Origin of the sequence: Saccharopolyspora erythraea NRRL 2338 (assembly GCF_000062885.1) — a bacterium.
Classification (GTDB): Bacteria; Actinomycetota; Actinomycetes; order Mycobacteriales; family Pseudonocardiaceae; genus Saccharopolyspora_D; species Saccharopolyspora_D erythraea.
This window is the reverse complement of record NC_009142.1, coordinates 2027715-2049712: the sequence shown is the minus strand read 5'-3', so window position 1 is coordinate 2049712 and position 21998 is coordinate 2027715. Positions and strand designations below refer to the sequence as shown.

The 21998-nt window shown below is 72.6% G+C and carries 27 protein-coding genes; 20 read left to right on the top strand and 7 right to left on the bottom strand.

The features are described from left to right. Positions 1-160 precede the first annotated feature (160 nt). On the top strand, positions 161-790 hold the full coding sequence (locus SACE_RS09185; protein WP_009942653.1) for a TetR/AcrR family transcriptional regulator: 630 nt from the start codon (positions 161-163) through the stop codon (positions 788-790). Here the strand turns inward: SACE_RS09185 and SACE_RS09180 are convergent. Continuing rightward, a complete protein-coding gene (locus SACE_RS09180) occupies positions 787-2019 on the bottom strand; it encodes an FAD-dependent oxidoreductase (RefSeq protein WP_011873492.1) in 1233 nt (410 codons plus the stop codon). The genes SACE_RS09185 and SACE_RS09180 overlap by 4 nt on opposite strands. A 245-nt stretch (positions 2020-2264) precedes the next feature. Then, positions 2265-3293 carry a cell division protein ZapE gene (gene zapE / locus SACE_RS09175; protein WP_009942655.1) on the bottom strand — a complete coding sequence of 343 codons (1029 nt, stop codon included), beginning with the start codon at positions 3291-3293 and terminating at the stop codon, positions 2265-2267. 52 nt (positions 3294-3345) lie between these two features. Between zapE and SACE_RS09170 the strand changes: the two genes are divergently transcribed. From SACE_RS09170 to SACE_RS09115, 12 genes are all read left to right on the top strand, one after another. Beyond that, entirely contained in the window at positions 3346-4080 is a 735-nt protein-coding gene (locus tag SACE_RS09170; protein ID WP_011873491.1) for a pyrimidine reductase family protein, read from the top strand. Beyond that, on the top strand, positions 4077-4640 hold the full coding sequence (locus SACE_RS09165) for an RNA polymerase sigma factor (protein WP_009942658.1): 564 nt from the start codon (positions 4077-4079) through the stop codon (positions 4638-4640). The genes SACE_RS09170 and SACE_RS09165 overlap by 4 nt, the downstream gene beginning before the upstream one ends. Continuing rightward, a complete protein-coding gene (locus SACE_RS09160; protein WP_009942659.1) occupies positions 4633-5211 on the top strand; it encodes an anti-sigma factor family protein in 579 nt (192 codons plus the stop codon). The genes SACE_RS09165 and SACE_RS09160 overlap by 8 nt, the downstream gene beginning before the upstream one ends. 102 nt (positions 5212-5313) lie before the next feature. Continuing rightward, positions 5314-5829: an Asp23/Gls24 family envelope stress response protein gene (locus SACE_RS09155; RefSeq protein WP_009942660.1), complete on the top strand. Its 516-nt coding sequence runs from the start codon at positions 5314-5316 to the stop codon at positions 5827-5829. Positions 5830-5865: 36 nt separating this feature from the next. Continuing rightward, entirely contained in the window at positions 5866-6162 is a 297-nt protein-coding gene (locus tag SACE_RS09150; protein WP_009942661.1) for a hypothetical protein, read from the top strand. Then, entirely contained in the window at positions 6162-6419 is a 258-nt protein-coding gene (locus tag SACE_RS09145) for a hypothetical protein (protein WP_009942663.1), read from the top strand. The genes SACE_RS09150 and SACE_RS09145 overlap by 1 nt, the downstream gene beginning before the upstream one ends. A 126-nt stretch (positions 6420-6545) precedes the next feature. Further along, a complete protein-coding gene (locus tag SACE_RS09140; protein ID WP_011873490.1) occupies positions 6546-6728 on the top strand; it encodes a hypothetical protein in 183 nt (60 codons plus the stop codon). Beyond that, complete coding sequence (locus tag SACE_RS09135; RefSeq protein WP_009942665.1) at positions 6725-7129, top strand: Asp23/Gls24 family envelope stress response protein; 405 nt, start codon at positions 6725-6727, stop codon at positions 7127-7129. The genes SACE_RS09140 and SACE_RS09135 overlap by 4 nt, the downstream gene beginning before the upstream one ends. A gap of 4 nt (positions 7130-7133) precedes the next feature. After that, positions 7134-7670, top strand: a complete 537-nt coding sequence (locus SACE_RS09130) for a DUF6286 domain-containing protein (protein ID WP_009942666.1) — start codon at positions 7134-7136, stop codon at positions 7668-7670. Positions 7671-7705: 35 nt separating this feature from the next. Further along, positions 7706-8317, top strand: a complete 612-nt coding sequence (gene amaP, locus SACE_RS09125) for an alkaline shock response membrane anchor protein AmaP (protein ID WP_009942667.1) — start codon at positions 7706-7708, stop codon at positions 8315-8317. A gap of 17 nt (positions 8318-8334) precedes the next feature. Continuing rightward, positions 8335-9447, top strand: a complete 1113-nt coding sequence (locus SACE_RS09120) for an ATP-dependent DNA ligase (protein ID WP_009942668.1) — start codon at positions 8335-8337, stop codon at positions 9445-9447. 9 nt (positions 9448-9456) lie between these two features. Next, positions 9457-10344 (top strand): 2-dehydropantoate 2-reductase, encoded by an 888-nt coding sequence (locus tag SACE_RS09115; protein WP_009942669.1) that lies wholly within the window; start codon positions 9457-9459, stop codon positions 10342-10344. A gap of 212 nt (positions 10345-10556) precedes the next feature. Here the strand turns inward: SACE_RS09115 and SACE_RS09110 are convergent, their stop codons facing one another. Then, complete coding sequence (locus tag SACE_RS09110; protein ID WP_009942670.1) at positions 10557-11360, bottom strand: maleylpyruvate isomerase family mycothiol-dependent enzyme; 804 nt, start codon at positions 11358-11360, stop codon at positions 10557-10559. A 50-nt stretch (positions 11361-11410) separates the two neighbouring features. Then, positions 11411-12322, bottom strand: a complete 912-nt coding sequence (locus SACE_RS09105) for an EamA family transporter (protein ID WP_009942671.1) — start codon at positions 12320-12322, stop codon at positions 11411-11413. A gap of 193 nt (positions 12323-12515) precedes the next feature. Between SACE_RS09105 and SACE_RS09100 the strand changes: the two genes are divergently transcribed. Next, entirely contained in the window at positions 12516-14090 is a 1575-nt protein-coding gene (locus SACE_RS09100) for an alpha/beta hydrolase (RefSeq protein WP_009942672.1), read from the top strand. A gap of 355 nt (positions 14091-14445) precedes the next feature. Further along, positions 14446-14988 (top strand): AAA family ATPase, encoded by a 543-nt coding sequence (locus tag SACE_RS09095; RefSeq protein WP_009942674.1) that lies wholly within the window; start codon positions 14446-14448, stop codon positions 14986-14988. Between the two features lie 51 nt (positions 14989-15039). On the opposite strand, the gene SACE_RS09090 is transcribed toward SACE_RS09095, so the two are convergent. After that, on the bottom strand, positions 15040-15834 hold the full coding sequence (locus SACE_RS09090) for a DUF4389 domain-containing protein (RefSeq protein WP_011873487.1): 795 nt from the start codon (positions 15832-15834) through the stop codon (positions 15040-15042). A gap of 376 nt (positions 15835-16210) precedes the next feature. On the opposite strand from SACE_RS09090, the gene SACE_RS09085 reads away from it, so the two are divergent. The 5 genes from SACE_RS09085 (at position 16211) to SACE_RS09065 (ending at position 20245) form a co-directional block, all read left to right on the top strand. Next, positions 16211-16894, top strand: coding sequence for a hypothetical protein (locus SACE_RS09085; protein WP_009942677.1), 684 nt, complete (start codon positions 16211-16213; stop codon positions 16892-16894). A 35-nt stretch (positions 16895-16929) separates the two neighbouring features. Continuing rightward, entirely contained in the window at positions 16930-17262 is a 333-nt protein-coding gene (locus SACE_RS09080; RefSeq protein ID WP_009942679.1) for a hypothetical protein, read from the top strand. Beyond that, positions 17262-18026, top strand: a complete 765-nt coding sequence (locus tag SACE_RS09075) for a hypothetical protein (RefSeq protein WP_009942680.1) — start codon at positions 17262-17264, stop codon at positions 18024-18026. Before SACE_RS09080 ends, SACE_RS09075 begins: the two co-directional genes overlap by 1 nt. Further along, complete coding sequence (locus SACE_RS09070; RefSeq protein WP_009942681.1) at positions 18023-18583, top strand: hypothetical protein; 561 nt, start codon at positions 18023-18025, stop codon at positions 18581-18583. The genes SACE_RS09075 and SACE_RS09070 overlap by 4 nt, the downstream gene beginning before the upstream one ends. A 210-nt stretch (positions 18584-18793) precedes the next feature. Further along, positions 18794-20245, top strand: a complete 1452-nt coding sequence (locus SACE_RS09065) for an Nramp family divalent metal transporter (RefSeq protein ID WP_009942682.1) — start codon at positions 18794-18796, stop codon at positions 20243-20245. Here SACE_RS09065 and ligD read toward each other — a convergent pair. Continuing rightward, positions 20215-21258 carry a non-homologous end-joining DNA ligase gene (gene ligD, locus SACE_RS09060; RefSeq protein WP_009942683.1) on the bottom strand — a complete coding sequence of 348 codons (1044 nt, stop codon included), beginning with the start codon at positions 21256-21258 and terminating at the stop codon, positions 20215-20217. The genes SACE_RS09065 and ligD overlap by 31 nt on opposite strands. 10 nt (positions 21259-21268) lie before the next feature. Next, complete coding sequence (locus SACE_RS09055; protein ID WP_231849955.1) at positions 21269-21961, bottom strand: HAD-IA family hydrolase; 693 nt, start codon at positions 21959-21961, stop codon at positions 21269-21271. Between the last annotated feature and the right edge of the window lie 37 nt (positions 21962-21998).

Sequence of the window (21998 nt, the reverse complement as noted above, 5' to 3'; positions counted from 1 at the left end):
CGCGGGCGGATGCGGTGTGGCGGGTCGGCCGCCGCATACCGGGTCGACCGCCGTGTGGCGGGCGGATGCGGCGTGGCGGGCGGATGCGGTGTGGCGCCTAGGATCGGGGCGGCCACCGGCGAACCGGCCGGGGGCCGCCCGCCGATCCGAGGAGAGCGCCGTGACGGCATCCCGCCCCGGTCCGCGGCGCACCGCTGCGACCTTCACCGAGCGGGCCCGCCGCAGGCAGATCATTGACAGCACGATCGAGCTGATCTCGGTGCGCGGCTACACCGGTACCTCCCTGTCGGCGATCGCCGAGGCCGCCGGGATCTCCAAGGCGGCGGTGCTCTACCACTTCTCCTCGAAGGACAACCTGACCGAGGCGACGCTCCAACACGTCTTCGAGCAGTACACCGCCTACGTCATGGAGCGGGTGGAACGGGCCGCCGACGCGCGCGAGGCGGTGCTGGCCTACGTGCGGGCGATGATCTCCTACAGCCGCGACAACCGCCGCCACATCCGGCTGATCACCGAGGTGCTGCTCGACGACAAGGGCGGGACGCGGCTCAAGGCGCCGGGCTCGCACGAGGCCGGAGGCCGGTTGCGGGGCCTGGCCGACCTGCTCGCGGCGGGGCAGGAAGCCGGGCTGCTGCGCGACTTCGACACCACCACCATCGCGCTTGCGATCGGCGGAGCCATCGACGGCGTGGTCAGCCAGTGGCTGGCCGATCCGGAGCTCGACCTGGACGCCGCGACGGAGGAGCTGGAGTCCTTCGTCATACTCGCGATCGACCGCCGAGCGGCCTAACGCCGCGCGCGCCGGGCGAAGCCGGGTGCGCGCTCCGGGCGGACGCCGACACCGCCGACGTAGGCAGTCACCGCACCGAGCGCCGGGAACCGCCGCAGGAGCCGCATCGGAAACGGCAGTCGCTTCGTGCCGAGGGTGCCTTCGAGCGCGGGCCGCAACAGCATCTCGTGCTCGCCGAGCTGCAACCGCTGCGCCACGGCCGTCGGCAGCAGGCGCCGCCGCTGCACCCGCGCGAGGTCGGCGACGCCGATGGTGCCGCGCAGCAGCGGCTCCGCCAGCAGCCGGGCGGTCGCCGCCGCGTCCTGCACCGCGAGGTTCACGCCGACCCCGCCGACCGGCGACATCGTGTGCGCGGCGTCGCCGATGCAGAGCACGCCGTCGGCGTACCAGCGCGGGAGCCGGTCCATCGAGGTCTCCAGCAGCTTGACGTCGTCGAAGGAGCCGATCTCCTCCAGCACGTGCGGCGCCCAGCCGAACAGTTCCGCGAGCGCGCCCCGGAACCACTCGATCCCGCGCGCCCGCAGCCTGGCGTCGTCACCCTTGCGGATCAGGTAGGAGGTCTGGAAGTAGTCGCCGCGGTCCATCGTGACCGCGACCTGGCCGTCGGCGAACCGGGCGAACACCTGCCCGCCCGCACCGGAGCCGGGCACCGCCCGAACCCGCACCGACCAGACGTCCATCGGGATGTCGAACGCCCGGGACCGCATCCCCGCCGAGCGGCGGACCACGGAGTCGCGGCCGTCGCACCCGACGGTCAGGTCCGCGGCGAGCTCGCCGGGGCTGCCGTCCTCATCGAGGTAGCGGACGCCGGTGACGCGGCCGCCCTCCGAGCGCAGACCCGTGACCTCGGTGCACATCCGCAGGGTGAACGACGGCTCATCCGCCGCCGCTTTCGCAAGCAGGTCGAGGAAATCCCACTGCGGGACCATCGCGATGTAGTTGCGGCGGCCCCGGAGCCGCCCGAAGTCCGCGGCGACCACAGTGGACTCTCCGATCAGCATCCGCATCCGTTCCAGCTTCCGCTGCGGCAGCGCGGCGAACCGCTCCCCGAGCCCGAGGTCGTCGAGCAGGCGCAGGGTCGAGGGGTGCACGGTGTCGCCGCGGAAGTCCCGCAGGAAGTCGCGGTGCTTCTCCAGCACGGTGACCTCGACCCCGGCCCTGGCCAGCAGCAGGCCGAGCATCATCCCCGCCGGGCCGCCACCGACCACGCAGCACCGCGTGCTCTCCATACCCCGCCTCCACTCCCGCCACCGGCGATGCTAACCGCTCGGTCAGCACACTGACCGAGCGGTTAGGCTCTGTTTCACAAGCGGCCGCTGCGGTGGGGGACTCAGCCTGACGGAGCGAGAAGGCGGCTGAGGCTCCGCCAAGCGCCCCACTAAGCAAGCCACCCCTGAAACACGTCCTAGACATGCAGGTCCGGAGACACGAGTGGCCGCGCCCGGAGGGACGCGGCCACCACCGTTCGGCGCGGTCAGGACTTGGCGAGATCGCGCGACAGCGCGGTGAGGCGGCTGGTCGCCCGCAGGTACTTCTTGCGGTAGCCGCCGGCCAGCATCTCCTCGGTGAACAGCGACGGCAGCGACTCGCCCGAGACGCGGACCGGGATCGCCCGGTCGTAGAGCCGGTCCGCCAGCGCCACCAGCCGCAGCGCCACGTCCTGGTCCGGTGCCGCCTGAACTCCGCGCAGGTGCACCGCGCTCACGCCGTCGACCAGGCGGCCGTACTTCGACGGATGCAGGCGGGCGAGGAAGGCGCAGAGCTCCTCGAAGTCGTCGAGCGTCGCGCCGTCGGTTGCCGCGGCCAGCTCGGTGAGCTCGCCGTCGCCCATCGGGTCCGGCGCGTCGGGCAGGCCGCGGTGCCGGTAGTCCGGGCCGTCCACGCGCACGACATCGAAGCGGGCGGCCATCGCGTGGATCTCGCGCAGGAAGTCCACCGCCGCGAACCGGCCCTCCCCCAGCTTGTCGGGCAGCGTGTTCGACGTCGCGGCGACGTGCACGCCCGCGTCGCTGAGCTTGGCGATGAGCTGGGTCACCAGCATGGTGTCGCCCGGGTCGTCGAGCTCGAACTCGTCGATGGCCAGCAGCCGGTGCTCGGAGAGCCTGCGCACGGTCTCGGCGAAGCCGAGCGCGCCGACCAGGTTGGTCAGCTCGACGAAGGTGCCGTAGCTCTTGGGCCCGGGCACCGCGTGCCAGGTCGATGCCAGCAGGTGGGTCTTGCCGACGCCGAAACCGCCGTCGAGGTACAGCCCCGGCTTGCCCGGGTCCGCCTTGCGCCCACCGAACAGCGACTTCCACCAGGACCCGCCACCGCTGGAGGCGGCGGCGACCCGCTCGGCGAAGGCACCGCACGCCTCGACCGCGGCGGCCTGGCTGGGCTCGTCGGGGTTGGGGACGTAGGTGTCGAAGCGGACCTCGTCGAACCGGGGCGGCGGGGTCATCGCACCGACCATCTCGTCCGGCGAGAGTTCGGGACGGCGATCGGCCAGCCGCGGGGTGCTCATGCGCCGAGCCTAACCGGCATGTTGGGATGGACCCGTGGACAGGCTCTGGCCGATGAGTGGCGCACCACAGGCGGACGACGAACTCGAGCAGTTCTACGCCTACCCGGAGGCGCTGGAACGCCCGTGGGTGCGGGTGAACTTCGTCTCCAGCCTCGACGGGGCGGTGACGATCAAGGGCAGGTCGCGCGGCCTGTCGGCACCGGAGGACCAGCGGGTGCTCGGTCTCATCCGCGACCTCTCCGACGTGGTGCTGGTCGGTGTGAGCACCGCCGTGCTCGAGGGGTACCGCGGCGTCAAGCGAACCGAGGTCCGCAGCGAGCGCCGCAGCCGCCTGGGGCTCTCCCCCGTGCCGCCGATCGCCCTGGTCACGCGGTCGTGCTCGCTGCCGGTGGACTCACCACTGCTCACCGACACGCTCGTGCCGCCGATCGTGCTCACCTGCCAGGCCGCCCCGGCTGACCGGCGGGCCGCGCTGGCCGACGCCGGCGCGGACGTGGTGGTCGCCGGGGACGAGCAGGTCGACCTCCCGGCCGCGCTCGCCGCGCTCGACGAGCGGGGGTTGCGCCGCATCGGCTGCGAGGGCGGGCCGACGCTGTTCGGCTCCCTGGTCGAGTCCGACCTCGTCGACGAGCTGTGCCTGACGATGTCGCCGCTGCTGGCAGGCGGGGACGCCGGGCGGATCGCCAAGGGCACCGGTGTCGGCGTGCCCCGGCGGATGCGCCTGCTCTCGGCGCTGCACACCGACGAATCGCTGCTGCTGTTGCGGTACGCGAGAATGCCCGCGTGACCGCTCGCGCCGACACCGACCAAGCGCTGATCGCAGCAGCGCAGCGCGGGGACGCGTCGGCGTTCGACGAGCTGGTCCGCCGCCACACCACCACCATGTACCGGGTCGCGGTGCGCATCCTGGGCAACTCCTCGGAAGCCGAGGACGCGGTGCAGGACGCGTGGGTCTCGGCGTGGCGGTCGCTGAAGCGCTTCCGCGGCGACGCCGCGCCGTCGACGTGGCTGTACCGGGTGGTGACCAACGCCGCGCTCGCCCAGATCCGGCGGCGGAGGCCCACCGTGCCGCTCGACGTCTCCGACGAGGCCGTGGGCGGGTTGTTCGCCGATCACCGCGATCCCGAAGGCCAGGCGGTGCGCAACGAGGAAGCCACCATGGTCCACCGCGCGATCGCGACCCTGGAACCCTCGCAGCGCGTCCCGCTGGTCCTGCACGAGTTCGAAGGGATGGGCTACGAGGAGATCGCCGAGGTCCTGGACGTCGGCGCCCCCGCGCTGCGGTCCCGGCTGCACCGCGCGCGGTTGGCGCTGCTGGCCAGGCTGAAGGAGATGCACCATGGCTGATCGCTCCTCCGACGCCGACCGGGCGCTGCCCTGCGGGCGCACCGTCGGCGAGTTGGTCGGCTACCACGCCGACGGCGGGACGCCCGAGCTCGCCGCGCACGTCGCGGGCTGCCCGCACTGCCAGGCCGAGCTGGCCGAGCTGGACTCGGCGTGGGCGGCGGTGCGCCGCGCCGCGAGCCTGCCTGTCGAGCCGCCGGACGGGCTGGTCGACCGTGCGCTGACGACCGTGCGCGGCATCCGCGGCGGTGCCGGGTCGGCGCCGCTGGAGTTCGACCAGGACGGCGGGTCGCTGCGGATCTCACCGCAGGCGGTCCTGGTGCTGGCCCGCCGGACCTGCGCCGAGATCCTGACCGCCCACCCGGGGGTGCACCTGCGGGGCTGCGGGGGCGACGTCGACGAGGTGCGGATCGACCTGCAGGTGCAGTACCCGCTGCCCGCACCCGCGCTGGCGGAGATGATCCGCACCGAGCTCGCCGACCGGCTGCACGTGGCGCTCGGCGGGGCCGCGCCCGCGGTGTGGATCAGGATCGCGGACGTCGCACCACCTGAATCATCCGATTGGGTGACTTAGGGCACAGGACCGGCAGATCCGGGCCGGTTCGAGCATCCGATCTTCCAAGCGACATCCCCGCCGGGTCGCGCAAGACCGGCGGGACAGCGGAAAGGACTGACCATGGCCCAGCCCCAGACCGGCCAGACCCAGACCGGATCGACCGAGAGCGGCCAGGAGACCAGGCGCGTCCCGGACAGCCGCACCGGTGGCGCCTCACCAGCCCGGCTGGCCGACGAGACATCGCAGGGCCGCACCAGCATCGCGGCGTCGGTCGTGCAGAAGATCGCCGGGATCGCGGCCAAGGAGATCTCCGGTGTCCACGCGATGGGCGGCGGGGTCTCCCGCGCCTTCGGCGCGCTCCGGGAGCGCATCCCAGGCGGAAGCGCCGCCTCCTCCACCTCGGGGGTCCAGGTCGAGGTCGGCGAGAAGCAGGCCGCGGTGGACCTCGACATCGTGGTGGAGTACGGCGCGTCCATCGTGGACCTGGCACGCGCGGTGCGCCGCAACGTGATCGGCGCGGTGGAGCGGATGACCGGCCTCGAGGTCATCGAGGTCAACATCTCGGTCAACGACATCCACCTGCCGTCCGAGGACGAGGAGAGCGACGGCACTGCACCCGCCTCGCGAGTGGAGTGACCGACCGGGGACCACGTGGCGGGAGGGAAGGGCGCGATGACCGCGACCGACGAGGAGCTGGTGGAACAGGTGGCGGCGGCGGTGCTGGCCCACCCGTCGGTGCTGCGGCTCGACGGCGGTGAGTACGGCGTGGTCGCCACCCACCTGCCGGGCAGGCGGGTGACCGGCGTCCGCTCCCGCGACGATGGCACTCCCGCCGAGGTCGCGGTGGTCCTGCGTCTGGACCGCCCGCTGCCGGAGATCATCGCCGAGCTGCGCGCCGAGATCACGCGGGTCGCGGGGCGCGGACCCGTCGACATCACCGTCAGCGACGTCGAGCAGGCAGGCGCGTGATGACCGGCCGGGACGCCGCGGTGCGGGCGGACCTGCGGGCCTTCGTCCGCACGCACCACCCCGACGTCGGCGGCGACCCGGAGGTCTTCGCCGCCGGGCTCGCCGAGCTGCGCGCCCGGCAGGCCAGGGAGCTCGAGCTCGACGACGCCCGCTACGACGCGCCGATCGTCATCGTGCACCGGCCCGGCGTCGTGCGCGGCGTCGCGCGGCGGATCCGCGGGTGGCGGCGACGCAGGCACCGCCCGCGGGTGCGGTGACGCGGGGCAGGTGCGGTGGTCTTCGGCACTCCCACCGGAGATGATCAGCGGTGCCGCCCACCGCGGTCCCCGAAGACCGAACCGAAGCCGCCCCGGACCCACCGGCCGGCACCGATAGGAGACATGGTGAACGCAACGCAGACCGGCCTGCTGGCCGGGCTCATCCTCGGTACCGCCGCAGCCGTCGGCGGTTTCGCCGGCTTCCTGATCGCGCTCGCTGTCGGCGCGATCGGGCTGGTCGTCGGGCGCGTGCTCGACGGCGAGATGGACGTGCGCGACATCCTCGGCAGGCGGGGCCGGGACCGGTGACCGCCGAAGCGGCGCGCACCGCGACCGAACCGCGGCCGCCGGACGGCGGCCTGCCCGAGCCCGCCGAGCGAGGCACCCTCGACATCGACCGCACCGTGCTGCGCAAGATCGCCGAGCACGCCGCCGACGAGGTCGCCGGTGGCGCCCGGGTCCGGCGCCGCCTGGCCGGGGTCGGGCTCGGTGAGCACGGCGCGAGCGCCCACGTCGCCGGACCGGACCGCGAGCTGCGGATCAGGCTCGACGTGGTGCTGCGCTACCCGGCGCCGGTGCGCGAGACGGTGCGCAGGATGCGCGAGCGCATCACCGCGGAGCTGGAACGCATCGCCGGCTGCCGGGTCCGCACGGTCGACGTGACGGTGTCGGCGATGGTCCGCGCGGGCAAGCGGCAGCGAGTGGAGTGAACCGATGCGTGTGCTGGTGCGCCTGATCGCGGCGCTGTTCGGACTGGCCCTCGCGGCGGCGGGCGCCCTGCTGGTCGCCGAGACCGCCTGGGCGTGGCTGCGGCCGGACAGCGATGGGCTGCTGCTGGCGCTGCCCGAGCTGCGCTCGGCGCTGAGCGCGCTGACCTGGGACCAGACGTCGGTGCGTGTGACGGCGGCGCTGGTCGCCGTGGCGGGACTGGTGCTGCTGCTGGTCGCCTTCGGCGCGGGCCGCAAGGACATCCGGCTGCACGACCCGGCGCCCGAGGTCACCGTCACCACCGACCCGCGCTCGCTGGCGCGGCTGGTCGGACACCACGTCCGCGCCCAGGACGGCGTGGCCGGTGCGACGGTGACCGCCGGCCGCCGCAAGGTCCGGGTGCGGGCCACCGCGCAGTTCCGCCAGACCGCGGAGCTGCTCGACGAGCTGACCGAGACCGCCAGGACGACGGTCCACGAGCTCCCGCTGCGCCGGACGCCGAAGGTGACGGTGTCGCTGTCGGCCGCCAGGGAGCGGCGTTGACCGCGACCGGCCGGGCCGACCGGTCAGGAGGGCTGATGAGCGAGAAACCCGAGATCCGTCCGAGCACCACGGCCACCGGCCGCGCGCTGGGTTTCGAACGCGGGGTCGTGGTCGTCCTCGGGGTGCTCGCACTGCTCTGCGGCGCGCTGGCGCTGGTCGTCGGCATGGGCTGGCTGGGCACCTACCGGGCGCAGCGCCCGGTGCTGGACCCGCTGCTGGTGCAGTGGTGGCGGTCCTCCCCGCAGGTCGCGACGGCCCTCGCGATCTTGCTGGGGTTGCTGCTCTTGGTGATCGGCATCTGGTGGTCCGCGCGGGCGTTGCGGCCCGAGGCCAGGCCGGACCTGCGGATGGAGGACGGCATCGCAGGCAGACTCCTGGTGTCGGCGAGCGCGCTGGCCGACGCCGTGCAGGCCGACGCCGAGTCGGTCACCGGGGTCAAGCGGGTGCGGGTGCGGATGGCAGGCGACGTGCGGCGGCCGAACCTGCGCCTCACGCTGTGGCTGCACGAGGGCACCAGCGTGCGCCACGTCTGGGAGGAGCTCGACGAGAAGGTGCTCTCCCACGCCAGGGAAGCGCTGGAGACCGAGGTGCTGCCGACGGCGATCAGGCTCGAACTGGACCGCGCACCCCGGCAACGGGTGCGCTGAACGAGGAGGCCGTGGCGATGACGCTGCCGCTGCACCCACCGGTCAAGCCCATGCTGGCCAGCCCGGTGGACGGGGTGCCCGAGCGGGCGGGGCTCTTCTTCGAACCCAAGTGGGACGGCTTCCGCTGCCTGGTCTTCGCCGACCCGGGCGCGGCCGAACCGCTGTTCCTGCAGTCCAGGACGGGCAAGTCGCTGAACCGCTACTTCCCCGAGGTGCTGGCCGACCTCGGGCGCGCGCTCACCCGGCCGGCGGTCCTCGACGGCGAGCTCGTCGTCACCCGCCAGGACGAGCACGGCGACCGGCTGGACTGGGACGCGCTGACCGAGCGCATCCACCCCGCCGCGAGCCGGGTCAAGCTGCTCGCCGAGCGCACCCCGGCCACCTTCATCGCCTTCGACCTGCTCGCGCTCGACGACCGCGACCTCTGCGGCGAACCGTTCTCCACGCGGCGGGAACTGCTCAGCGGCCTCGAATCCGACCACAGTGGACTGCGCACCACCCCGGCCACGCAGGACCACGCGCTGGCCGGCGAGTGGTTCCGGGTCTTCGAGGGCGCCGGGCTCGACGGCCTGATCGCCAAGGACGCCGACGGCCGCTACGAGCCGGGCAAGCGGACCATGCTCAAGGTCAAGCACGCCCGCACCGCCGACTGCGTCGTGGCGGGGCTGCGCTGGCACGCCAACACCGAGCCCGGCACCGCCGTCGGCTCGCTGCTGCTCGGACTGCACGACGACCGCTCGGTGCTGCACCACGTCGGCGTGGTCGGCGCGTTCCCGGCGGCGCGCAGGCGCGAGCTGGCCACCTCGCTGGCTCCGCTGCTCAGCGCCGAGGACCACCCGTGGCTCGGCCCGCACGCCGAGGACGGCAGGCGGCTGCCTGGCGGCGTGACCCGCTGGCGCAGCGGCGAGCTGGTCTGGGAGCCGCTGCGTCCGGAGAAGGTCGTGGAGGTCGCCTACGACCACACCGAGGGCGCCATGCCGTCGCGGTTCCGCCACACCACGCAGTTCGTGCGCTGGCGCCCGGACCGCGACCCGGAGTCCTGCCGCTACGACCAGCTCGAGGAACCCGCGCGCTACGACCTGGACTCGGTGCTCAGCGGGACGGTGCGCGCGCAGGACGCCGGGACGTAGTCTCGCCGCGTGGGTGAACAGCGAATCGCGGTCATCGGAGCCGGCGCCGTCGGCGCGGTCCTGGCGGAGGCGGCGCACGCGGCGGGCCACCAGGTCACCATGTGCGTCCGGACACCTTTCGAGAAGCTGGTCGTGGACGGTCCCGACGGCAGCACCGAACTGCCCGTCGAGATCGTCACCTCCGCGGAGCGGGTCCCCGAGGTCGACCGTGTGCTGCTGACGACCAAGGTCCAGGACGTCGCGACCGCCGAGCCGTGGCTGCACGCCTTCGACGACGGCCGCACGCCGGTCGTGGTGGTGCAGAACGGCGTCGAGCACGAGGAGTCGGTGTCGGCGCTGGGCTGGAGCGGTCCCGTGCTGCCCGCGCTGATCTACGTCGGTGCCGAGCGGGTCGCGCCCGGGCACGTGGTCCGGCGGACCCGCGCCAGGGTCGTCGTCCCGGCCGGCGAGCCGGGCTCGGCGCTGCCGGAGCTGCCTGCGGACGTGCGGGTCGAGTCCACCGGCGACTTCCGGACCGAGGCGTGGCGCAAGATGCTGATGAACGTCGCGGCCAACCCGATCACCGCGCTCACCATGCGCCGCCTCGACGTCCTCGACGAGCCCGGTGTGCGCGAGCTGTGCGCGGCGGTGCTGGCCGAGGCGGTGGAGGTCGCGCGCGCCGAGGGCGCCGAGCTGACCTCCGCCGACGCCGACAAGGTCGTCGACGCCTATCGGACCGGTTTCTCCCCGGACAACGGCACCTCGATGCTCTACGACCGGCTGGCGGGGCTGCCCACCGAACACGAGCACATCAGCGGCCCGGTCGTGCGGGCCGGGCGGCGGCACGGCATCGCCACGCCGATGAACCAGGCGCTGCTGACGCTGATGCGCGCGGTGCGGCCTGGCGGCACGGGCTGACCGGCCTCAGAGCCCGTCCTTGGTTTTTTGAAGCGGCGCAGCCGCTTGGCCCACCCTCGCAACGGCACCGCCGCGGGTTCTCAGGCGTTCTCTGACGAGGACAGCCTTTTCGTGGCGTATGGGTGATACGCGAGAAAAGGATCCCGGAGTCAGAGGGCGTATGAGGTTCCGCCACCGGACCCGCCAGGCAAGGTGAGTTCGAAGACAGGCTGTCAGCCCTCGTCCCGGAGCCAGAAGCTGACGCAGTCCAGCCACGCGTGGAACAGCTCCGCGTCGCCGACGATCTCGACCTCGGCGCCGGGGGCGGGCTTGCGCCCGTAGATGGTGAGCAGCAGCCCGCTGAGCGGTCCGCGCACCGCCACCGCGGCCTTCTCGTGCGCTCGCCGCCAGGTGACCGGCTCGCCGGACAGGTCGACCAGCCACTCCGCGCCCGCCTCCGGCGGGGCGTCGGTGGCGTGCAGGTGCAGGGAGCGGCCTGGGCCGAGCAGGTCGCGGATCCCCGGGCTCTCCTCGAAGACCTGCGCCAGCGTGCCGAAGTCCATCCACTCGTCGAGCGCGTCGACGGCGACCTCGGCGTCCACGTCGAACTCCGCGCCGGCGACCAGCGCGGCGTCGCAGCGGTGGACCGCGGTCTCGTGCACCATCCGGCGGGCCCAGAACACCGGCGTCCCGCCCGGGGCGACGGTCCACACCCGCGCGTCCGGCCCCGCCTCGCGCAGGGTCTCGGCGAGCCGAGCCGCACCGTCGGCGAGCCAGGCGTCAAGCACAGCGGCGTCCTCGTCGGTGTAGCCGGCGAGGTCGTTGATCCGCTCCTCGACCGGCTCGGACGCCCGGGTCCGCACGACCTCCTCGACCCAGCGGTGGGCGGCGCCGACGTGCCGCAGCAACTGGCCGAGGTTCCAGCCCGGGCACGTCGGCACCGGTGCCGTCAGGTCGGCGCCCGCGACCGCGGAGCGCAGCAGGTCGGTCTGCGCCACGATCTCCGCGCGGCAGCGGTCGAAGCTCAAGATCGGCATGGCGCCAAGCTAGACCTGCGGCGAATCCCGCGCACCCGGTTAACGCGCGGTCAGTTCTGGGTGCCGACCGTGCGGGTCGCGCCGACCGATGCGACCACCACGCAGCCGATGGCCACCCACTGCCACGCGCCGAGCGCCTCGCCCAGCACGACCAGCCCCGCCAACGCGGCGACGGCGGGTTCCAGACTCATCAGCACGCCGAAAACGCGCGGGGGGATCCGGCGCAGTGCCTCCAGCTCCAGCGTGTAGGGCACCACCGACGACATCAGCGCGACCAGCAGCCCGACGGCCAGCACCGCCGGGTCCAGCAGCACCGAGCCCGCGTCGGCGACGCCGAACGGCACCGCCACCAGCGCGCCGACGGCCATCCCCAGCGCCAGGCCGGAACCACCGGAGGTCTGGCTGCCCAGCTTGGCGCTGACCAGGATGTAGCTCGCCCACAACGCGGCCGCCAGCAGCGCGAAACCGACGCCCACCCAGTCGAGTCCGCCGTCGGCCCTGGACAGCAGGAGCACGCCGGCACCGGCGAGCAGCGCCCACAGCACGTCGAGCTTGCGGCGCGAGCCGAACAGCGCGACCGCCAGCGGACCGAGGAACTCGATCGTCACCGCCACGCCCAGCGGGATGCGCTCGAACGCCTGGTAGATGCTCATGTTCATGCCCGCCAGGACCAGGCCGTAGCCGACGACCACCGCGAGCGTCCTGCGGTCCATGCGCAGCGACGGGCGCCAGACCACCAGCAGGACCGCGGCCGCGAACAGCAGCCGCAGCGCCACCACGCCGGACGAACCGGCGACGGCGAACATCTGCTTGGCGAAGGCGGCACCGACCTGCAGGCTCACGATGCCCAGCAGGACCAGCACCGGCGGCGGGACGGCCCCGAAGGCGCGGGCGGCGGTCTGCTCCAGCCCCACCACCGGCCGTCCCCGCGACGACGCCCCGTCCATGTGCGCCATGACCATGACCGCGCAGGCTCCCTTCCCTCGCCGGTACGGGTGCGCACGTTACCGGCGCACGGCGATTGGTCGAACCGCTTTGAGGGCTGTGCCTCACCACCGCCCTCGGGCGTCCCAACAGCCCCTCACCGCGGTCTCACGTGGATCATGCGATGCTGACCGCAGTTCGCATCCCGTGCATCCACGACGAGGAGTACCCGTGCCGCGCAGCACCCCCCGGCGCACCGCTCACCGGGTCGGGGTGCTCCTGCTGCCGTTGCTGCTGCTGGTCGTCGCGGCGTGCTCGGCCGGGCCATCGCAGCGACCGCCGGTGGCCTACCGCGACGCCGAGCAGCAGGTCACCCCGCAGCCGCAGGCGCCGGGACCGGCGCCGGTGCCGCCGCTGGGCCCGCCGGCGCAGGAGTCGCTGACGTGGGACGACTGCACCGAGCAGACCCGCGGCGAACTCGGCGTGCCCGCGCTGCCCGCGGGGATGACCTTCACCTGCTCCCGGCTGCCCACCACGCTCGACTCGCCGGAGGCTCCCGGCCGCGGCACCGCGCGCAGCGCCGTGATCAGCGCGGGCTCCGGCCGGATCCCGCTGGTGGTGCTCGGTGACATCGGCGGCGAGCCGGGCACGGCCTTCGCCGCGCGGATGGCGCTGCGGCTTCCTCCGGAGCTCCTGCGCACCTTCCGCGTGATCGGCATGGACCGCCGGGGCACCGGCGAGTCCGACTCCGCCGACTGCATCCCGATCGAGCGGCGCAACGCCATCCTCGGCTTCGACCCCAGGGCCACCGACCGCACGACGCTGGACCGGCTCGTCGACTCCGTCCGCGACGCCAGCCAGCAGTGCCTGCTGTCCCTCGACGAGCGGTTGCAGGCCTACGACACCTGGCGCACCGCCGCCGACCTGGAGGAGCTGCGGCTGGAGCTCGGCGTGCCGAAGCTGCACGCCGTCGGCCGCGGCGAGGCCGCCAGGGTGCTGACCACCTTCGCCGAGCGCTTCCCGGAGAGCGTGGGCCGGATGGTCCTCGACGGCGCGCCCGACCCGCAGCTCGACGCGATCGCCCAGGGCGAGGCGCAGGCGCAGGGCGCGGAGCAGGTGTTCGACCGCTTCGCCGCCGACTGCGCCGCGCGCGGCTGCCCGCTCGGACCCGACCCGCGCCGGACGGTCTCCGACCTCGTGGAGCGGACCCGCGCGGCGCCGCTGCCCGGGACTCCTGTGACGGCGGGCAAGATCACCCAGGCGGTGCTGCTGGGTCTGCGGGACCGCGACGCCTGGCCCGGGCTCGCGCAAGCGCTGGCCGCCGCGAACCGCGGCGACGGCAGCGCGGTCGCGGCCATGGTCGCGCCGCTGGTCGAAAGCACGCCGCCGGCACCCGCCCGGCTCGACGGCGACATGATCACCAGCTGCAACGACACGACGCTGCGCGTGCCGCCGCAGCGCAGCACCGAGATCGCCGCGGACTGGAGCGCGCGGTTCCCGCTGTTCGGGGGCGTCTTCGCGCAACGGCTGGTCTGGTGCGGGCTCTGGCCGGTACCGCAGCAGGCGCTACCGGTACCGCGCACCGCGGGGCTGCCACCCGTGCCGGTGATCAGCACCGCGCACGACGCGGCGGTGCCCGCGCTGGGCAGCGATCACATGGCCGAGCAGCTGCCGTCGGGTGTCGTGCTGCGCTGGCTGGGCGCCGGGCACGGCGCGGTCGGCCGCTCCGAGTGCGCCACCACCGCGGTCACCAGGTTCCTGGTCGACGGCGTGGTCCCCACCGAGGGCATGGCCTGCCCGGGGTGATCCCGCAATCACCCCGGGCAGGCTTTCCGCCGCTCAGCGGCAGCTCGAGCAACAGCCGCAGGACGGGCCGGAGCAGCTTCCGCAACAGCTGCAGCCGCCAGCCTGGGCCGGGGTGGTCTCGCGCTCGGTGTGCACCATGGGTCTGCCTCCCGGTGTGACGAATGCCAGCAGTAGCGATGGTCCTGCCGGGGGCTCCGGCGGCGACACCGCCGCGCGAGCGGTGGTTGTCCGCCAGTGTGCTGAAAGGTCGACATGCGAATATCGCTATGAGTGACCGCGAGGGCGAAAAGCAGGCGACGGCCGCGGTTCACCGGTGCCAGGATGTGATCGACCACGATCCTCCGGAGCGCATCCCGTGAACATCTCTGACCAGGCAATACTGCTGCTCACCGGCATCCAGGCGGCGGGCAAGTCGACCGTCGCGCAGGGCGTCGCCGAGCGCCTCACCCGTTCGGCGCACGTCCGCGGTGACGTGTTCCGCCGGATGGTCGTCGGCGGCAGGGAGGAGATGACGGGCTCACCGTCGCAGGAGGCGCTGCGCCAGCTGCGCCTGCGCCACGAGCTGACCGCCGCCACCGCCGACGCCTACTTCGACGCCGGCTTCACCGTGGTCGTGCAGGACGTCGTGCTCGGCGAGCACCTGGCCGACATGGTGCGCGCCGTCCGCAACCGGCCACTGCTTGTCGTGGTGCTCGCGCCCTCGGTGGAGGCCGTCGCCGAGCGGGAGGCGGGCCGCGGCAAGGTCGCCTACGACGACTGGGCCGTCCACGAGCTCGACGCCGTTCTGCGGGAGCGGACCCCGCCACTCGGGCTGTGGCTGGACACCTCGCACCAGACGCCGCGGGAGACCGTCGACGAGATCCTGCGCCGGGCGTGGACCGAGGCGCTGGTGGACTGACGCCGGTCGCGGCTCAGAGCTGATCTTCGAAGCGGCGCAGCCTCCCGCACCTCAGACCAGAGGTGCGATCTCGTACTCGTGGTACTGGTAGTACTCGGGTTCGGGCTCGTGCAGAGCGCTCGATATACCGGTGGCGAGCAGCCCCAGCACGCCCAGCACGATGAACGCGATCAGCAGCACCCGTGCTCCCGTGGACAGCGTCAGCGGCCGGGTCCCCTGCGCCCGCGCGCCTTCCTCCGCCGAACCGCCGTCGCCGAAGAGCCGCTTCGGGTAGGAGTCGGTCAGCAGGCTCCAGTAGGACTGCACGCGCAGGTCGTAGCGGACGAACGCGGCGGACGCCCCGAACACCGGCCGCGGTGTCCGGCCCGCGATCAGCACGGCAAGCCACAGGAAGAACGCCAGCACCGCCCAGCCGTGTGCGAGCACCGCCGCCACCACGGCCGCGGGGATGACCAGGATCAGGCGGAAGAACACCGCCGCGCGGTTGAGCCGCCCGGGGCGGATGTCCACCCGCACCGGGTAGCCGATCGCGGTGGTCAGGAACTGCGGGTAGCTGTCGACCAGCAGCGTCAGGTAGGCGCCGACCCGCGTCCGATAGCCCACGTAGAGCACGAGGAAGTCGGCGATCCACGGCGGGAGGCGCGCGGTGAACAGCGCCGCGAACCACCCCAGGACCGAGACCACCGCTGCCGCGATGCCGACGGCGTAGAGCACGATGAAGTGCGGGATCAGCAGGATGAGCCGCACCAGCACCGTCCACCTGCGCTGCGGGCCCGGCCCCTCGATCTGCACTTCCGGCAGGAACGGCGGACGCGTCTCCCCCGGCTGTCCCCCAGGCTCGCTCATCACTGCCTCCGGCGTACTCGCGAAGGAACACGACAGCGCTCGCCGAAGGTAGCACCGGCCGACCGACATCACCCGATTTGCTGACTCAGGGCCGGGGTTTCCACCCCTGGGCCCAAGTGTCCTTCGATTCCGCGTGCGAAAACACCTGATCGAATTACCGGAATCCGGCCACTTCCCTTTTGATGATCACGCGCAGCGGAGCAAGAAGCCGCAAGAACAACTGCTCGGTGATTTCGCGGCCCTCTCTCCGCTGGGCCGAACGGGTAGGAGAAGCGGCTCCGCGCACCAGGCCGGATCGCGGTGCGCATAAAGTTCGCCGCAGCCTCGAGATCGCCAGGAGTGCCGGGTAGTACCGATCCGGGAAAGGACCCGCACCATGAGCCACGGCAGACGCAATCCGCAGGACTGGGAGTTCGACGACGCAGCACCGTGGAATTCCGAGGAGAAGACACCGGACGCGGAAGACGCGGCCGGCATCCTCGGCCAGGATTCCGCGGGCGCGGTGACGGTGCGCGTCACCGACTCCGGGACGGTCACGTCGGTCGCGCTCGCCGACGACTGGAAGCAGTCGGTGCCACCGCGCGAGCTGGGCACGACCGTGCTGGCCGCGATGACCGCGGCGACCCTGCAGGCGATGGCCGCGACCGTGCCCGCTGCCGAAGCCTCGCCCGCGTCTCCCCCGCCGCCCACGGACACTTCGCCGCTGAGCAGGCAGGACGTGTTGCGGTTGCTCGACGCGGTGTCGGCGGACCTCGCCGACTTCACCCGGCGGATCAGCGCCACGTCCATCCAGCCGGTTTCGATCGAGAGCGCCGGCGGGCACGTCAGCGGCACCGCCAGGCGCGGCCGGGTCCTGGAGCTCTCCGTCGACCCGGACTGGGCGGGCGCGGCGCGGCGCTCGGAGATCGAGGCCGAGCTCACCGCGCTCCTCGGCAGCCTCGTCGACCGCAGCGTGCCTGCGGATGCCTCCGGCGGGCCGCGAAGCCGTGCCATCGACGAACTCCAGTCCCTGGCCGCCGATCCGCAGGTACTGCTGCGCCGGGTCGGCCTGCTGCGCTGACCCGCGCCACCACCGCTTCGCAGGAGGAGCAGATCGTGAGCCAACCAGGCATCGAAGCCGAGCTCGAAGCCCTGCGCTCGGACGCAGGGGTGTGGAAGACCGCCGCCGAAGACCTCCGGGGCGTGCTCGAGGCCACCCGCTCGCTCAGCGTGACGGCGGCCGACGTCTCGATGTGGGCCAGCGACCGGGGCATGGACGGCACGCTCAACGCCGCGCGGGACGCGCTTGCCGACATGCTCGACCAGGCCGCCGAGTACTTCCGCGAGATCGGTGACGACCTGCTCGCGGCCGCCGACCAGTACGAACACGATGACGCGCTGGGCAAGCACGGCATCCAGGCCGTGCACGGGCAGTTGGGGGAACGCTGATGGCGAACGCGCTGGTCCAGCAGGCCGCGGACCGGAGCCAGGAGATCGAACGGGCGGTCGACGACTTCTGGGAGGTGGTCGACGAGCTGCTGAGCCGGGTCCCCGACTTCCTGTCGTACCTGGTCGAGCCGATCCAGCGCGGCATGGAGGCGTTGGCGCGGCTCCTGCAGGACTTCTGGGATCGGACGAACCAGCTCTTCGAGCAACCGGGCGACTCCGACCGCCTGCGCGAGATCAGCGAGCTGTGGGCCGGCGCCGTGGCGACCCCGGTCGGCGACGTCGCCGGCGACATCACGCTCTCCGGCCTCCAGGCGGGCGTCCGCTGGGAGGGACCGGCCGCCGAGGCGTACAAGGCGCTGGTCCCGAAGCAGGAGGAGGGGCTCAACGGGGTCGAGGACGTCGCGATGCAGATCCGGCAGTCGCTGAACAACCTCGCCAACGCCATCGACGCGTTCTGGCTCGCGGTGCTGGTGGCGCTGGGCGTGTTCGTGGTCGGGGCCGTCACGGCGATCGCGACCGCTTGCACGGTCGTGTGCACGCCCGGGGCGATCGCCGCCATCGCCACGGCGGCCGGCGTCTCGGTCGGCCTGATCACCACCGCGGTCGTGGCGATGAACAGCTACCTCGACGTCATCGACACCGAGCAGACCGATCTCCGGGACAAGATCCGGGACCTCGGCGACCAGTGGACGCGGTCGGCCCACGACCTGTCCGACGGCAGCGTCAGCGACGGTGACTCGTCGGACTGGCGGGTCATCCGGTGACCGCCGGCCGGCGGCAGCGGTTCGCGCCGCTGCCGCCCCGGTTCGCGCGGACGATCGGGACCACGTCGTTGCTCGTCGGCCTGGTTTCGCTGGTGCTCGGACTGGCGGCGCTGGTGCTCATCGCCGTCCTCGGCCACCGGCTGCCGACCTCGTACAACCCCACGACGACAGTCATGGTCGGCATGGGCGGGATCTCGGCGTTCTTCCAGGTCTTCTCGTGCGTCACGCTGCTGACGGCACGTTCCTACGTCACGGACGGGCACCTCGACGTGCCGTCGGCGACCAGGGCCCGCAGGCTCCTCGTCGTGTTCTGGTCGGGAACCGTCGCCACCACGGTGATCTCGTGCTGGGTGCTGGTCAAGGCGGTGGAGAGCTCCGGGAACTTCTCCAGGGGAGAGCGCGTGGAGTTCGGCCCTCCCGTTGTCGGCTACCTGGTCCTGCTCGCCGTGCCGTGTGCGCTCGCGCTGTGCAACCTGCTCGTCGGCCGGTGGCTGCTGCGTCCTTCCGCCCGGACGCTGCGCGGGTACGCCGACGAGGGAGGCGTCGGCGCGCGCTGAGGTGACGAGTCGACGCCCGGCCGGGAAGTCGCCGGATCCTCTCGCTGGGACCGTGACAGACCGCCCCCTCCGCGCAGGAGGCGGTCCGGTCGCTCCGCGAGCCGTTCCAGCAGCTCAGGACTGTCGCATCCGGACGACCGGTTCTACCGTTGTAGGTATCCGGGCGCTGCGGCCGGCTCCGCGCAGCGCGGCGGGCGACGAGGAGCGGTCATGACCCAACCGGGTGAGGACAGATCCGACCGGGCGCCTACGGCGACGGAGATCCCGAGCGCACAACTCCCCGGTGTTCCCTACGCCGACCTCCCGGAACCGCAGCCGTTGCGGAAGGTCCTGGGCCCGAGCGTGCTCCTGCTCGCGGGGGCGATCGGGTCCGGGGAGTACGTGCTGTGGCCCTACATCGCCTCCCAGGTCGGCCTGGCCCTGGTGTGGCTGGCGCTCATCGGGGTGCTCACCCAGTACTTCCTCAACATGGAGATCGAGCGCTACTCGCTGGCCACCGGGGAGACCGCCGTGACCGGGTTCAGCCGGCTGTGGAAGCACTGGGGCTGGCTGTTCATCATCATGACCGTGGTGCCCTGGGCGTGGCCCGGGTGGGCGACGGGCGGCACCACGACGCTCTCCTTCGCGCTGGGCTTCCCCGAGGACGCCATTCCCTACGTCACCATCGGCGTGCTGGTGCTGATCGGCCTGGTGCTCACGGTTTCTCCGGTGGTCTACAAGACCGTCGAGAAGATCCAGTTCTTCCTCGTCGGCCTGATCGTGCTCTTCCTCATCTACGCCGCGCTGGTGCTGCTGGGGGCACCGGGCTGGCTGGAGATCGGCAGGGGTTTCGTGGAGGTCACCGAGATCCCCGCGTCGGTGGCGGCGATCCCTGCCGCGACCCTGCTCGGCGCGATCGCGTTCGCCGGCGCGGGCGGCGCGCTCAACCTGGTCCAGTCGAACTGGATCCGGGACAAGGGACTGGGCATGGGCAGCCGCCTGCCGAAGGTGGTCTCGCCGTTCACCGGTGAGGAGCAGGCCGTGGCGACCACGGGCTACTTCTTCCCGCAGGACGAGGAGAACCTGCGCAGGTGGCGCGGCTGGTGGCGGGTCGCCGACCGGGAGCAGTTCATCACGTTCTTCGTGATCGGCCTGTTCGCGCTGCTCATCCTGATGGGCCTGACGTTCGTCACCATCGGCGTCGGCAGCCAGGCGGAGGACTTCGCGTTCATCGAGCTGATGGGCGAGCGGCTCGGCGACGTCACCGGGACGATTTTCTACCTGCTCGGCACGGTCGTGCTCTACTCGACGAACCTCGCCGTGCTGGACATGGTCGGGCGGGTGACCGCCGACGTGCTCAAGACCGGGCCGCTGCGCGGCAACACCGCGCTGAGCGAGAGCCGGATCTACTTCATCGTGGTGTGGGCGGAGATCGTCTTCGGGTCGGTCATCCTGGCCTCCGGAGTGGACGAGCCGCTGGTCCTGGTGATCATCGCCTCCGCGCTCAACGGCATCGTGATGTTCGTCTACTCCATCCTGCTGATCCGCCTGAACCGCGGCGTGCTCCCGAGGGAGATCGGCCTCAAGGGCTTCCGCCTCGTGGCACTGGTCTGGGCCGTGCTGTTCTACGGCAGCTTCTCGCTGTTCACGATCTACGACGAGTTCTCGCAGCTGTTCGGCTGACCGCTCAGGCTCCCCTTCCGCGAGCGCGTGGGCTCCCCCGGCATCTTCGGGTAGTCCGGCGGGTAGGGCATTTCGCCGAGACCCCGGTCGCGTTCGTCGCGGGCGTACCAGTCGAGCAGGACCTCGATGCCGTAGGCGCGGTCGTCCAGGTCCCGGTGCGGGTCGCCGTTCTCGGCGAGCCACCGCGGCACGGTCTGGAGGTCGAAGTCGTCGGGTTCGACCTCGGGCAGTTGCGACCAGGTGAGCGGGGTCGACACCGTGGCCCGCTGGTTGCCGCGGATCGACCAGGCCGAGGCCACGGTGCGGTCCCGCGCGGCCTGGTTGAAGTCGAGGAAGACGCGCTCGCCGCGGTCGGGCTTCCACCAGGCCACGGTGGCCTGCTCCGGGATGCGGCGCTGCACCTCGCGGGCCAGCGCGATGACCGCGCGCCGCACCATGATGAAGTCCCACTCCGGGCGGATGCGGACCAGCACGTGGATGCCGCGACCGCCGGAGGTCTTCGGGAAGCCGGTGAGCCCGGCTTCGGCCAGCACCTCCCGCAGCACCCCGGCCACCCTCGCCGCGTCGGCGTAGTCGGTGCCGGGCTGCGGGTCGAGGTCGACGCGCAGCTCGTCGGGGTGGTCGACGTCGGCCGAACGCACCGGCCACGGGTGGAAGTCCAGGGTGCCGAGCCCCGCCGCCCACACCAGCACCGCGGGTTCGCTCGGGCAGACCTGGTGGGCGGTGCGCCCCGACGGGAAGGTGACCTCCACCTGCCGCACCCACTCCGGCGCGCCCTTGGGCACCCGCTTGGCGTAGAAGGGCTCGCCGGGAACACCGCCCGGATAGCGCTTCAGCGTCGTCGGACGGTCGCCGATGGCACGCAGCATCGGCTCCGCGACCGACAGGTAGTACTCGGCGATCTGCCGCTTGGTGAACCCCCGCTCCGGGAAGTACACCTTGTCCGGGTTGGACAACCGCACCGTGCGCGTGCCCTCCGGCCCGTCGACCTCGAATTCCGCGTGTGCCGCCACGACGAGCAGCCTAAGTCGAGATCGGCGCTCCGTCCCGGTGAACGCGCGAGCCGACCAGCCGGAGCAGCACGCCGTCGGGCAGCACCTCCAGGTCGTCGAGCCCGGCCAGTTCCCAGGTCGGTGCCGGTTCGACCGGTCCGCCGACGCCGATCACGTGCATCCCGGCCGCGATGGCCGCGCGCACGCCGGCCGACGCGTCCTCGACGACCGCGCACCACGCGGGTTCTACGCCGAGCCGCCGCGCGGCGAGCAGGTAGCCGGCCGGATCGGGCTTGCCCGCGTCGGTCTGCTCGCTGGTCACCAGCACCTCCGGCGTCGCAAGTCCGGCGGCGGCGAGCCTGGCCCGGGCCAGCGGCTCGGTGCAGGCGGTGACGATCGCCCACGGCATCTCGGCCAGCGACGCCAGCAGCCGGGCGGCGCCGGGCAACGCGCGCACGCCGTCGGTGTCCTCGATCTCGTCGGCGAGCAGCGCGCGGTTGTCCGCGAGGTTCTCGGCCAGGGGACGTTCCGGCAGCACCTCCGCCATCACCTCGTGGCCGGGTCTGCCGTGCGTGCGGTGGAAGAACGACTCCAGCGGGATGCCGACCGCGTCGGCCCAGCGCTGCCAGCTGCGGCGCACGGCCGCGTGGGAGTCCACCAGCGTGCCGTCGAGATCGAGCAGGACCGCGCGGACCCGCAACTCACCGGTTCTTTTGTTCTGCATTAGAACAAAATAGGATGGGGACGGACCGAGGGGAAGG

Bases quoted from the DNA above. Each gene is read 5' to 3' on its own strand.
- SACE_RS09180 (WP_011873492.1), bottom strand. From the start codon at position 2,019: ATGGAGAGCACGCGGTGCTGCGTGGTCGGTGGCGGCCCGGCGGGGATG.
- zapE (WP_009942655.1), bottom strand. From the start codon at position 3,293: ATGAGCACCCCGCGGCTGGCCGATCGCCGTCCCGAACTCTCGCCGGAC.
- SACE_RS09170 (WP_011873491.1), top strand. From the start codon at position 3,346: ATGAGTGGCGCACCACAGGCGGACGACGAACTCGAGCAGTTCTACGCC.
- SACE_RS09160 (WP_009942659.1), top strand. From the start codon at position 4,633: ATGGCTGATCGCTCCTCCGACGCCGACCGGGCGCTGCCCTGCGGGCGC.
- SACE_RS09155 (WP_009942660.1), top strand. From the start codon at position 5,314: ATGGCCCAGCCCCAGACCGGCCAGACCCAGACCGGATCGACCGAGAGC.
- SACE_RS09150 (WP_009942661.1), top strand. From the start codon at position 5,866: ATGACCGCGACCGACGAGGAGCTGGTGGAACAGGTGGCGGCGGCGGTG.
- SACE_RS09145 (WP_009942663.1), top strand. From the start codon at position 6,162: ATGACCGGCCGGGACGCCGCGGTGCGGGCGGACCTGCGGGCCTTCGTC.
- SACE_RS09130 (WP_009942666.1), top strand. From the start codon at position 7,134: ATGCGTGTGCTGGTGCGCCTGATCGCGGCGCTGTTCGGACTGGCCCTC.
- amaP (WP_009942667.1), top strand. From the start codon at position 7,706: ATGAGCGAGAAACCCGAGATCCGTCCGAGCACCACGGCCACCGGCCGC.
- SACE_RS09120 (WP_009942668.1), top strand. From the start codon at position 8,335: ATGACGCTGCCGCTGCACCCACCGGTCAAGCCCATGCTGGCCAGCCCG.
- SACE_RS09110 (WP_009942670.1), bottom strand. From the start codon at position 11,360: ATGCCGATCTTGAGCTTCGACCGCTGCCGCGCGGAGATCGTGGCGCAG.
- SACE_RS09105 (WP_009942671.1), bottom strand. From the start codon at position 12,322: ATGGTCATGGCGCACATGGACGGGGCGTCGTCGCGGGGACGGCCGGTG.
- SACE_RS09090 (WP_011873487.1), bottom strand. From the start codon at position 15,834: ATGAGCGAGCCTGGGGGACAGCCGGGGGAGACGCGTCCGCCGTTCCTG.
- SACE_RS09085 (WP_009942677.1), top strand. From the start codon at position 16,211: ATGAGCCACGGCAGACGCAATCCGCAGGACTGGGAGTTCGACGACGCA.
- SACE_RS09075 (WP_009942680.1), top strand. From the start codon at position 17,262: ATGGCGAACGCGCTGGTCCAGCAGGCCGCGGACCGGAGCCAGGAGATC.
- SACE_RS09065 (WP_009942682.1), top strand. From the start codon at position 18,794: ATGACCCAACCGGGTGAGGACAGATCCGACCGGGCGCCTACGGCGACG.
- SACE_RS09055 (WP_231849955.1), bottom strand. From the start codon at position 21,961: ATGCAGAACAAAAGAACCGGTGAGTTGCGGGTCCGCGCGGTCCTGCTC.